General features: G+C 37.7%; 10 protein-coding genes. 1 reads left to right on the top strand and 9 read right to left on the bottom strand.

Going from position 1 to position 8,151, the window contains the following annotated elements; translation table 11 throughout:
• Positions 1-220 precede the first annotated feature (220 nt).
• The 8 genes from ACFTQ7_RS12435 to ACFTQ7_RS12400 form a co-directional block, all read right to left on the bottom strand.
• Positions 221-937, bottom strand: a complete 717-nt coding sequence (locus ACFTQ7_RS12435; protein WP_386829021.1) for a toast rack family protein — start codon at positions 935-937, stop codon at positions 221-223.
• Positions 938-1,087: 150 nt separating this feature from the next.
• Positions 1,088-1,975 carry a hypothetical protein gene (locus ACFTQ7_RS12430; RefSeq protein WP_386829020.1) on the bottom strand — a complete coding sequence of 296 codons (888 nt, stop codon included), beginning with the start codon at positions 1,973-1,975 and terminating at the stop codon, positions 1,088-1,090.
• On the bottom strand, positions 1,959-2,354 hold the full coding sequence (locus ACFTQ7_RS12425; protein WP_386829019.1) for a sigma-70 family RNA polymerase sigma factor: 396 nt from the start codon (positions 2,352-2,354) through the stop codon (positions 1,959-1,961). Before ACFTQ7_RS12425 ends, ACFTQ7_RS12430 begins: the two co-directional genes overlap by 17 nt.
• Complete coding sequence (locus ACFTQ7_RS12420; RefSeq protein WP_386829018.1) at positions 2,338-2,493, bottom strand: sigma factor; 156 nt, start codon at positions 2,491-2,493, stop codon at positions 2,338-2,340. The genes ACFTQ7_RS12425 and ACFTQ7_RS12420 overlap by 17 nt, the downstream gene beginning before the upstream one ends.
• A 91-nt stretch (positions 2,494-2,584) precedes the next feature.
• A complete protein-coding gene (locus ACFTQ7_RS12415) occupies positions 2,585-2,968 on the bottom strand; it encodes an SRPBCC family protein (RefSeq protein ID WP_386829016.1) in 384 nt (127 codons plus the stop codon).
• A gap of 148 nt (positions 2,969-3,116) precedes the next feature.
• The gene (locus ACFTQ7_RS12410) at positions 3,117-3,932 is read right to left on the bottom strand and encodes an ABC transporter permease (protein ID WP_349658366.1); all 816 of its coding nucleotides are present in this window, start codon (positions 3,930-3,932) and stop codon (positions 3,117-3,119) included.
• Positions 3,929-4,921 carry an ATP-binding cassette domain-containing protein gene (locus tag ACFTQ7_RS12405; protein WP_386829242.1) on the bottom strand — a complete coding sequence of 331 codons (993 nt, stop codon included), beginning with the start codon at positions 4,919-4,921 and terminating at the stop codon, positions 3,929-3,931. The genes ACFTQ7_RS12410 and ACFTQ7_RS12405 overlap by 4 nt, the downstream gene beginning before the upstream one ends.
• 136 nt (positions 4,922-5,057) lie before the next feature.
• Complete coding sequence (locus ACFTQ7_RS12400) at positions 5,058-6,278, bottom strand: MFS transporter (RefSeq protein ID WP_386829241.1); 1,221 nt, start codon at positions 6,276-6,278, stop codon at positions 5,058-5,060.
• 109 nt (positions 6,279-6,387) lie between these two features.
• Between ACFTQ7_RS12400 and ACFTQ7_RS12395 the strand changes: the two genes are divergently transcribed.
• Positions 6,388-7,263 carry a LysR family transcriptional regulator gene (locus tag ACFTQ7_RS12395; RefSeq protein ID WP_386829014.1) on the top strand — a complete coding sequence of 292 codons (876 nt, stop codon included), beginning with the start codon at positions 6,388-6,390 and terminating at the stop codon, positions 7,261-7,263.
• 244 nt (positions 7,264-7,507) lie between these two features.
• Here the strand turns inward: ACFTQ7_RS12395 and ACFTQ7_RS12390 are convergent, their stop codons facing one another.
• Entirely contained in the window at positions 7,508-7,699 is a 192-nt protein-coding gene (locus ACFTQ7_RS12390; protein WP_386829013.1) for a helix-turn-helix domain-containing protein, read from the bottom strand.
• Positions 7,700-8,151: the final 452 nt, after the last annotated feature.

The raw sequence follows: 8,151 nt of genomic DNA, 5'->3' as shown, positions 1-8,151 counted from the left end.
GCTCTATCCACGACCTTGCCTCTTCTATCCACGATTTTGATCTCTCTATCCACGACCTTGACTGTTCTATCCATGATTTTGACTCTTCTATCCACGATTTTGATCGCTCTATCCACGACTTTGGCACTTCCATCTCGATCTTTAATCTTTCTATCCGTCACCTATGTATCTACGAAAAAAAATAGACTACTTCATATAAAGTAGCCTACTAAAATTTTCTTTATTTATCCAATTTAAATGTAATGTCGCCAACTCCGATTTCCGAGTGGACCTCTATTTTTACATCTGCTTTATCATACGCTTCGTTTACATAAACCCCTTTGCCTTTGGAAATGAAACCTTCTATATTGGATGTACCGAGACCTTTTTCCGTCGTAAGCTTTACCCCAACTTTTGATGGTAATATGACAGTAGTGTCCCCAACACCTGTTTCAATATCCGCCTCGAAGCTTTTTTTCCAATCGCCTCCTAAGTTCACATCGAGATCGCCAACGCCTGTTTCAATATTTAATTTTTCCAGCTGCAACCCTTGTAAATCTAGCTCTGCATCCGATGCTCCTGTTTCGATTGAGAGATCCATAGGAATATCATCATTCAGTTCGATATCCCATATATTTTTTATTTTCCCTAAACGCATGTTAGTAGAACCTTTATGTTCAATCGTTACTTTTCCTGTCTGGCCGCGTAAATCATATTTTACTTTCGGTGCTAATTTATCGATATTGTATTGAGCAGTACCTTCAACCCAATCGTCGGCACCCTTTTTAACTGTTATTTCTCCAATCCCAAGTTGTAAATCAACATCTAACTTCTCCGCTTTATCCTTTTCCACTAGGATCGTTTCATCTTTGGTTTTGCCTGGTATGACTGAGTTACACCCCGATAACGCAATTAATGAGGCGCTTATAACCAAACCAAGTCCAATAAATTTTTTCAATGTAATTTCCTCCTACTATATAATATTCCAATAAATTCATTATATAGGAACTGTCATATATAAAAACGACCCTCCGCTTTAAATTACTCTAAGACCTAAGACGTAGTGAGTATTTATATAATGGATATGTCACCTTTCAAAAAAAGTGCACTAGTATTTTGAATAAGGATAGGTAAATATTTGTGAAACATTATAAAGAATATACGTATTTCCTTCATGATCCAATGCATGTATCACCGCTATTTCTAATTTAAGAGGGACTGATACTAGTTGCGCATCATTCGAATCGACTGCTTTCTCAATACGCTCGTCTCCAGTGTCTATTATTAATTTTTCAACGTTATGATTGTTCAGTAATGGAATAACAAGATGGTATATGTCTTTAAAATAAATAGGACTCATTGTATCCGCTTCACTCTGGATATAGTGATCCAGTGCATAGCCTTTTCCATCATGTTTGAAAATCGAAATTCCTTGAAGGCGATCCTTTGAAAAATAACCCATTCTATATTGACGAATCGTTATTGTATCATTCATTTTCACACCATCAGAGCTAAATGGTATCCATTTAATAGTATTCTGAATTTCTGCTTCATTCTGTACGTAAACACGATAATCGATTCGTTCAGACATATTCCCTAAAATAGCAATAATAATGATGATACATAGTAATACACGCCAAAACCAATTTTTCATGAAAGCAAATATTGCGAAAATAAATAAGAAGACAGCACTTACTAAGCCTACTACCATCCACGGTCGTGCTAATGAGCTATAGTCTTTCACCCTTCCAGACTTTTCTGGATAAAGATTTGAATCTGTAAGCACCGTCGTCATTGGTTGGCTATCATGTTGGAAGAGGATCATCTTTAAGCCCATGATCAGACAAGCTGTTACGACTACTGTTAGGATAATCGGGATGAATGGTGTTCGCTTATTCGTTTTTTGATTAATTTTTTGAAACGTTTTTACTTGGCTTTCGTCAGAGAATTTACCTTCCTTATACATTTTGTTGATGGCATTACGAATCTGACCCATATTCGAATCCCTCCTCCAATAGCGTGAAGCCAACCATTTGACGCGCTCGCCTTAATCGTGTTTTTACCGTATTTACTGGTAGCTTTAGCAGTTCTGCAACGTCCTTTAAGGAAAACTCTGCAAAGTGAAATAGAAGTAGTACATCTTTGTATTTCGTCGGAAGTTTTTCAATCGATGCTACTAGCAGTGCATCCGTCTCTCCCATCAATATTTCCTCTTCAGGATTATCGGATAGGCTCTTTAATTTGCTCCAGTAATCAATGACTTGTATTTTTTTATAGCGCCAGCTTTGAAAGATAACTATGACACTTGTTAATGGCAATGCGATATAAGTAGGTTTTGACGGAAGCTTCTTCACGGAATTACTCCATCTTCTCATAATAGTTAACAAATGTGTCTTGAACCAAATCCTCAGCCACTGTCCAATCTTGAACATATGTATAGCATACTCGCAGTAAATAATCTCCGTACATTGTCATAGCTCTAGATAAGTGAGCGTCCTTCTGTTCTTTTAACATGTTGCTCGCCCCCATAAAAGCATTTACAGTTAGACTGCTGAACAATAAAAAAGTTTCATGAAAAAATCAATTTCTTCATGAAACTTATATGTTAAAGGATATTACTCTCCACTAAAGCTTTTAAGTTAGCAAGAGAATCCTCGTAACCGCTCGTATTAAAGGTAACCTTGGTGCCATTTTGTTTTTCCTCTAATAAAATAGAGATCAGTGATTCTTCTATACCTAAGTAAAATGAAAATTCTCGATTTGGCGTTACATGTTTGATCGTCAACACCATTGGCAATTTCTCTGCAAGCTGATTCTGTTCATTCGGCAGTAACGTGAAAACAATCTCTTCTCCAGGCTCTAATTTAGGGATTTCCCAAGTTGAATTTGGAGCGTACCATTGTGACAATTGCGCCTCCTCTGTAACAGCCCGCCAAACTGTAGCAATTCTTGCGTCAATCCAAATCGAACTTTTTTCATTATCCATCATTGCATTCCTCCGTTTGTTGAACTTATGCCTTTCCCCTTCATTTTATCCTATTATTGGAATAAACAACACTTTTAACTTTAGCTCCTAAGAAATATAAAAAGTGTGTTTTGACAATTAATTGCTCAAAACACACTCATTAAAGATTTTTTTATGTTCTACGCATATACGCTTTCACTGTTAGTGGTGCAAAGATGGCGACAACCACAGCAGCACCAATAAGTGAGGCCGATAAATCCCAGCCTATTGTTCCTGAATTCGTCAGTTCTCTGACAGCCGTCACGAGATGCGAAATAGGATTAATTTTCACAAACCATTGTAGGAAATCTGGCAAAGTTTCTGCTGGAACAAAAGCATTCGAAAGAAATGTTAGTGGAAACAATACAAGCATCGAAATGCCCTGTACACTTGAAGCTGTTCGAGCAATTACACCAAAGAAGGCAAATATCCAGCTTATGGCCCAGGCACAGACAATGACTAAAAGCCCCGCAAGTACTACGTGTTCCAAACCACCTTCTGGTCGATACCCCATAATATATCCCATAGTAAAAGTAAGTACCGTTGCAATTGTATAACGAATGGTATCGGCCAATAATGCCCCTGCCAATGGCGCAATGCGTGCGATCGGTAATGATTTAAATCGGTCGAACACTCCTTTATCCATATCTTCCCGTAATTGAACACCTGTAACGATTGAGGTAGTGATGACAGTCTGCACGAGAATTCCTGGAATAATGACTGGCAAATAGTTTTGTACATTCCCCGAAATGGCTCCCCCAAATATGTAGGTGAACATCAGCGTGAAAATGATCGGCTGAAGCGTTACATCAAACAACTGCTCTGGCGTACGGCGAATTTTCAGGACACCTCGGTAGGCCATCGTAAGCGAATTTCTTATCGATTGGTTGATACTCGGCTTGCGTAACAATCTACGTCCAACTAGTGGTTTTATCGTATTACTTTTCATACTCTTTCCTCCTCTAGTTGGGGACCATTTTCATTCACACTGTTACCGGTGATTGTTAAAAATACTTCATCTAAGGTCGGTTTCTGTACACTGAACTCGTCAAGTTGAATTCCTTTTTGACGAAGGGCAATCAGTAAATCCGTAACTAAATCAACATCTGCCATTGGGGCAGTAATTTTCCCGATATCCTGTGAAATGGTTGTTTTGACTTGAAGAATGTGTTCTACTGTTTCACGAGCAGCCAACATTTCCTGTGTATTTTGAATGCTCAAATGTAAGGATGAAGTACCAACAGATGCTTTTAGCTCATCGACTGTCCCTTCCGCAACAACGCGCCCATGATCTATAACCGCAAGCCGATTTGCCAGCTCATCTACCTCTTGCAAATACTGTGTCGTTAACAATACAGTTGACCCTGTATCTACTAAACGACGAATCGTATCCCACATTTGATTACGTGTACGTGGATCTAGCCCAGTCGTCGGCTCATCTAAGAAAATTAAGGGTGGCTGTGCGATCAGACTGGCTGCCAAATCCAGACGACGACGCATACCTCCCGAGAAATTTTTCAAAGGCCGTTTAGCTGCTTCTGATAATCCGAACTCTTCCAGTAATTCAGCAGTCTTATTTCGGGCCTCAGTACGTCCCAATCCTAGCAAACGAGAGAAAATAATTAAATTTTCCGTTGCACTAAGTGACTCGTCAACTGAAGCATACTGACCAGTGACGCCAATTAATTGACGTACAATATGTGGCTCTTTCACTATGTCATAACCGAATATTTGTGCCGACCCAACATCTGCTCTTAGAAGAGTCGCTAGCATTCTAATAGTCGTTGTCTTTCCCGCTCCATTAGGACCAAGTACACCATAGATAGTGCCAGCGCGGACGTTTAGATCGACACCATCAACAGCTCGATTTTCTCCAAAATGTTTGACTAGGCCACGTGCTTCAATAGCCCACTCACTATTCTCTAACGGGCTTTTCATTCTATTCACATTCCCCAATACTATTCCTCCCTCATTCATTACCATCAGTTTTATAGAAATTTGTCTATAAACGGATAATACAACAAGTTTATGAACTGAATGTGAACCGAATAATCTACGTCACTCATTTTATTTGTTACAGGATTTCTGAACTGATCTTTGTAGTTTTAGTTGACCTATGTAAATTAATTGCACCTAGCGCTACAAAAGCTGCGACAATATCCAAGGCCAATTGATAACTTGAGAAAAAAGTGACCATGAATCCAAATAATGTAGGAGCAATGACGATAAAAAATTGATTTAGCGTCAAAGCAGCACTCACAGTTAGACCCACATATTGTGGATTCGATTGCTCGGTCACACAGGCGATAAATAATGAATACCAGCCAAGTGCTATGAATCCTAAAATAAAACTAAATAAAAGCATCGACAATTTCGCATGTATCATGTACGGCAATATTACTGTAAGAATAACTGCACTAACCATTACGATCATTAAAAAATATTCCCGCTTCTGTGCAAAAAATTGATCACTAATCCAAGCAATAACTACCCTGCCAATCATCCCACCGATTAATATAAGGCTTAAATATTGCCCCGCTTCCGTTAAGGAATAACCTCCCTCTTGATGTAAATAACTCATAAAATGGGCAACGAGGATCATTTGTAAAGTCATCATCACGATTCCTACAATATAGATTGGATATAAACCTTTATTATTTTTAATGGCCATGAGCTTCTCTTTAAAAGTAACAGACGTTGCAGCTACTGCTACACGTTCTTTAGGCTCCTGATAAATTAGTAAAAAGAGTAGTCCACCAGCAATTGCTACGAATCCTTGCACAAGATGAGCCGATGACAGGCTATAATGATGGTACATATATGTGAGAATGACTGATGCTAGCGCTCCTCCGATTGGAATACCTGTTTGTCGAATGCCGATCGCCAACCCACGATGTTTGTCTGGAAACCATTTCACGATGGCAGTGCTCCCCCCGGTTTGCGCACTGCCGTACCATACCCCTACGATTAATAATAAAAATAATAACACCACATAATTATTGACCAACATGAGTAGTAAAGCCGAGAGTCCTAATAATATCGAACCCCAAGCGATGATTTGTTTCTCCCCTTTTTTATCCATAAAATAGCCGAACAGAATCATCGAGAAGATTGGCCCAATATTAACCGCAGAAACGATAAAGCCTGTTTGTAGCGAAGATAAATTCCATTCTATTTGATAAAATGTAGCGATTGGCCCCATGCCGTACGTCACAAAAGTTGCCGCAGTTTGAGACAACGTAGCTACTAAAACGATGACCCATTTAAAATATGTATTCATAAAAATTCCTCCAATGCTCTTACACTGATTACATATTTGAGTTTACGCCTCCCCTATGAATGCGTAAAATGGAGGAAAGTGATAGTGGCTATCAAAAAATTTAATAGGTGTGTGACAAACAAATATGAACATAGAAGAAATAGCATTAAAAATCGAGATTTTGGAGAGGCAAAACCTTAGTAAATCCGCTGAAATAACGAATTATACGCAATCCGCCTTAACCTCTAAAGTGAAGAAAATGGAGACAGAAATTGGTCAGGAAGTATTTAAGCGTACACCGCAAGGCTTGAAGATTACGAATGTAGGGACACAATATTTAAAATTTTTGAAGTTAATGACACAGGAGTACGATGAATTTTTACAAGAAATCGGTTCGGCACAAACAAATTCAAAAATTAACTTCGGCACTTCCCATACAACGATTAAAATTTATGGCGCTTCCATTATGAATGCCTTACAGATCAATAATATTCCGTTAGATGTCGATTTCACTGTGGAATCAAGCACTTCCTTAAATGAAAAAATACATAATGCTGAAGCGGATTGTGCACTAACGAGTAATCCTATTAAACACTACCCTGATTTAAATTATGACAGGATCGCATCAGAGACATTCGAAGTCATTTCGAACAACTCACATATTATTAGTTTTGAGGAAGGCTCACCTATTACATTACTTGTGTTGAGCAGAGGCTGTATGTATACGCGTGCAATGGTGGAGTGGCTAAATAAGAATCAAGTGCCATTTACAATGAAAGAAATAAAATCGGTAAGTAGTATCCTTGATTTCCTACAAATAGACAACACGATAGCTGTGTTAAATACGAAACTAATTGACCTATATAACTATTCCAACATTCACTATTACAATTTGCCACAGCTAAACAAAATCATCGAAACTGTCTTTATTTACAAGAAGAACGAAAGTCAACAATCTCCTATTTTTCAATTAAAACATGTTATCGAGTCCTTACTAGAAGACCCAATCGAACGAAGCTAGTTCGTTTGATTGGGTCTAAAACAATTTATCGGAATCATTTCGAGATTTATCGGAACAATTTCGAGATTTATCGGAATCATTTCGAGTTTTATCGGAACAACTTCAAGATTTACATTTTTATTTAAAAAGGCAAAAATCTTTTCTTTTTCAATTACAATAAGATCTATTAAATACTTTCATCCAATTTCAGCACCTCACCATTATTTATGGTAAGAGTATGACCCAATGGTTTTTGTTTTACTTTTTATTGAGTGTCTTCGTCAACTTTGTACTCCAAAATATCACCTGGCTGACAATCTAAAGTCTTACATATCGCTTCTAATGTTGAAAAACGAACCGCTTTTGCTTTCCCATTTTTCAGAATAGAAAGATTCGCCATAGTAATTCCAACCCTTTCGGAAAGCTCCGTTACACTCATTTTTCGTTTTGCTAACATCACATCATGAAAAGCAAAAATATCTTTTAGAAAGGCTGTTTTCTCAAAGATTGTTGCTTATGGATTGTCTATTTTATTCAACTAAAGTACCCCGATTGTTTAAGACTGGATAGGATAATTTTCTTTTTGTAGAATTTAAGCTTAATAAACACAATTAGCCTCGAATACTTTAAAAGCATTCGAGGCTTTACACTTTACTTTACTTTAATTTGATATTTTAAAAGGCAAACATTCTTCGGCTTCATTTTCCTCGCTAATTTCATAAGGCATTTATCTTTGTGTTGCTAGCCGTACATGTGTATTTCTCCTTCTATTTATCAGAAACCTTTTTCGATTTCTAATCTAACCTTTTCAAATGACGGATTGTAATATTAAGTGCAACACCCAGAAGTCAATATAAAGGAAGCCCATAACGACCTCGTGTAGAATGTAGTTACCACACCAACATTCAA

The organism is Lysinibacillus sp. NPDC056959 (assembly GCF_042674095.1).
GTDB lineage: Bacteria > Bacillota > Bacilli > Bacillales_A > Planococcaceae > Lysinibacillus > Lysinibacillus zambalensis.
The sequence above is the reverse complement of the archived record's forward strand: the minus strand, read 5'-3'. Positions and strand labels throughout refer to the sequence as shown.